This window comes from Mycobacterium sp. (assembly GCF_050701675.1).
Classification (GTDB): domain Bacteria; phylum Actinomycetota; class Actinomycetes; order Mycobacteriales; family Mycobacteriaceae; genus Mycobacterium.
On record NZ_JBOGDD010000677.1, the window covers coordinates 1 to 3,126 of the forward strand.

A 3,126-nucleotide genomic window follows, 5' to 3' on the forward strand; every position below is an offset into this window, starting at 1 on the left:
GTTGGTGGCTGAGGACTACTTCGAGCAGGCCTTCGCGAATGCCCGCCCTGGACCGGACCTCGACTTCCTGCGCTCGCTGGTCCCTTACGTATGGGCCCGCTGGCGCTGAAATCGGTGCGCCGGCGCACCTTCGGGCGCCGTTAGGCTGGCTACCGGGGGAGACATGACTCGGCAACCGGCGACGCGCCAACAGATCAGCGCGCAACGCTTTCTGACGCGCCGGATGGCGCACGCCCTGGTGCGCAGAGACGTCGCGATGCACGATGATCCGCTACGGGCGCAGTCGCTGTCGCTCATCGTCGGATGTCTCGTGGCGGCGATCGCCCTCGCGGTGTGTGCCGTGCTGGTGCTGGTGCGGCCGCGCGGCGTGCCCGCTTCGGCGCTGATCGTGATGGCCGGCGAATCCGGCGCGCTGTACGTTCGCGTCGACGACGTCCTTCATCCGGTCCTCAACCTCGCCTCGGCACGCCTCATCGCGCGCTCGGCGGCCAACCCCGTCGCTGCCAGCGAGGTGGCCATCGCACGGGCCAGGCGGGGACCCATGATGGGAATTCCTGGCGCACCGGCGACCATCGGTGCACCGGTACGCGGGTCGGCGTGGACGGTGTGCGACGACGATCGCACCGTGGTCGCGGTCGGCGAACAACGGCTCGACCGGTTCGACGCGTCACGGCCCGTGCTGGTGACACCGCGCGGCGAGAGTGCGGCGACGACGTATCTGCTCTACGACGGCCACCGCGCCGAAGTCGATCTGCGCAGCACGGCCGTCGTCCGGGCGTTGCGCCTGGACGGAGTTGTCCCCGTGGGCGTTTCGCGGACACTGCTCGACGTCGTGCCAGAGGCGCCAGGCCTCGCGGTCCCGCGCATCGCCGGAGTCGGCGAAGTGGGGCCTGCCGCGCTTGGTGGTGTGCCCATCGGCACGGTGGTGCGCATTCAGCGCGCCGAGCTGTCCGAGCACTACGTGGTGCTGCGTGACGGCATCCAGTCCGTCGGCGAAGTCGCCGCCGATCTCATCAGGTTCGCCTACGACCGGTATGCCAAACCGGTGGCCGTCGTCGCACCTGCGGCAATTGCGGCGCTCCCGATCGTGACCGGCCTTGCGGTGACCACGTTCCCGCAACATGCCCGCACCCCGGTGGGTCGCGCGGACGATCGCGCCGTGTGCACCCAGTGGAGGCCGGGCGGATCATCGTCGTCCAATGCGTCTGTGTTCGTTGGTGAATCGAGCCTGGTCGAACTCGGGGACGCCGCGGCGCTCGCGCAGGCGGACGGCGATGGCCCGAACGTCGACGCGGTGGTGATCTCGGGCGGTGCCAGCGCATATGTCCGGTCGGCCCGAATCGTCGGTGACGACGGGGCCACCGGTGCGCGCTTCATGGTCTCCGATGCGGGTGTGCTGTTCGGGGTTCACGACGACGACGCCGCGAAGTTCCTGGGTCTCGGTCAATCACCGGACGCCGCGCCATGGCCGGTCCTCGCGCATCTGCCTCGCGGGCCCGAGCTCAGCACCGATGCGGCGTCAGTCGCCAGGGACGGGATCCCGACGCCGTCGTAGCCAGTTCGCGGACAACGACATCGCTGCCGTCACCACCGCGATGCACACCGCGGCGCCGACGAGCGAGACCCGACGCGGTGCGGGGTCGGCTCCGACCGGGTCCTGGTCTGCCTGCGTGGTGGGCGTTGGCGTCGGGGCGGCTGCGGCTAGTGCCCCGTCGGCGCTGACCGCGGCCAGCGCGTCGACGACGCCGTGGCCAACCCAGGGGTCCCATCCGGCGGACGGGTGATGGGCGGTGTCCTCGATCCGCCGCATGACCTGGCGTGCGGTCAGATGAGGAGAGACGGCGCGCACCAGCGCGGCCATGCCCGTCACCACGGGGGCCGAGTAACTCGTACCCGAGATCGGTGACGGCTCAGAGACTCCGGAAACGGTGTCGATCAACCCGTCCCCGTCCGGACTCAGCGACACGACGTCCTCGCCAGGAGCCGCTACGTCCACCCATGGCCCCGCCAGAGTGAATGCCGACGGGCGGCCCTCGTGGTCCACGGAACCGACGGTCAAGACGTAGTCGTCGTACCAGGCCGGACTCACCACGACCTTCACGGCATCCCAACTGGGGCGTCCGGGACGGGCTGGGTCCGGGGGCGGGTTCTGCTCAGGGCATTGACCTTCGCCGCCGACGTTACCCGCCGCCGCGACGACGACGACGTTCTTGACGTCGACGGCGTAGGCCAGGGCGGCGCCAAGGGACCGGTCGTCGATACCCCGGTCGGCGGCCACACAGGCGACGGACGAGATGTTGATGACCGTCGCGCCTGCGTCAGCGGCAGTGCGGACGGCAGCCGCGAGCGTGTCGACGTCCCCGACCCCGGACCCACCCGAAGCATCCGATTGCCGAAAGACGTTGCTCGACTGCCGGATCGCAATGATCCCCGCCTCGGGTGCGATGCCACTGAACGCGGCGCCCGCCTCGCCGTCGCTTGCCGCCCCGATGATCCCGGCCACGATCGTGCCGTGGCCGTCGCAGTCCTGGGTGCCGTCGCCGGTCGACACGTAGTCGCCGCCGGGCAGCAGGCGGGGCAGGAGTCGGTGTCGGGCGACACCGGTGTCGATCACGGCAACGGTCTGACCCGCGCCACGGCTCAACTGCCAAACAGGTTGGAGCTCCGCCATGTCCAGCTGACCTCCGGTCCCGTCGCCGGTGCGGGCACCGACCGGGCACGCTTCGGTCTGCTCGGTCGCCGACGGTGGCGCGGGGGGCCGGGCGGCAGGCAGCCGTGAGTCGTCCACCGTCGGCGGTGTCACGGCAGCGGCGGCCGGCGCCGTCCACACTGCGGACACCACCGACAGGATCGCGAACAGACGCGTCGACCGCGCCGACGTGGCGCTCAATGCAGGTGCAACCCGCCGACGAGGTGGTACACGCCACCGACCCAGGCCGCCGCGGGGACGACGGCTGCCAGCGCGGCGTACTCGAATTTGTCGACCAGCCGTGACCAGAACGCCCCCGCTCGGGGCCTTCGAACGACGACGAGGGCGATCGCGACGAGAATGCCGCCGGCCACGCCGACGTACTCCCGGTGGGCGCTGAGCGCAACTCCGAGACAGGTGACACCACTGGTGAAGCC

At 70.7% G+C, this 3,126-nt stretch carries 2 protein-coding genes and 1 pseudogene; 1 reads left to right on the top strand and 2 read right to left on the bottom strand.

Going from position 1 to position 3,126, the window contains the following annotated elements:
- Positions 1–163 precede the first annotated feature (163 nt).
- Positions 164–1,555: a type VII secretion protein EccB gene (eccB, locus tag ACRDUX_RS20795; protein WP_526416043.1), complete on the top strand. Its 1,392-nt coding sequence runs from the start codon at positions 164–166 to the stop codon at positions 1,553–1,555.
- Here the strand turns inward: eccB and mycP are convergent.
- Positions 1,520–2,890 (bottom strand): type VII secretion-associated serine protease mycosin, encoded by a 1,371-nt coding sequence (mycP, locus tag ACRDUX_RS20800; protein WP_526416045.1) that lies wholly within the window; start codon positions 2,888–2,890, stop codon positions 1,520–1,522. The genes eccB and mycP overlap by 36 nt on opposite strands.
- Positions 2,887–3,126 (bottom strand): annotated as a pseudogene (locus ACRDUX_RS20805) (hypothetical protein); the annotation flags it as partial. The pseudogene ACRDUX_RS20805 and the gene mycP, both read right to left, overlap by 4 nt.

Excerpts from the sequence above, each read along its gene's own strand:
- eccB (WP_526416043.1), top strand. The coding sequence starts at position 164 with ATGACTCGGCAACCGGCGACGCGCCAACAGATCAGCGCGCAACGCTTT.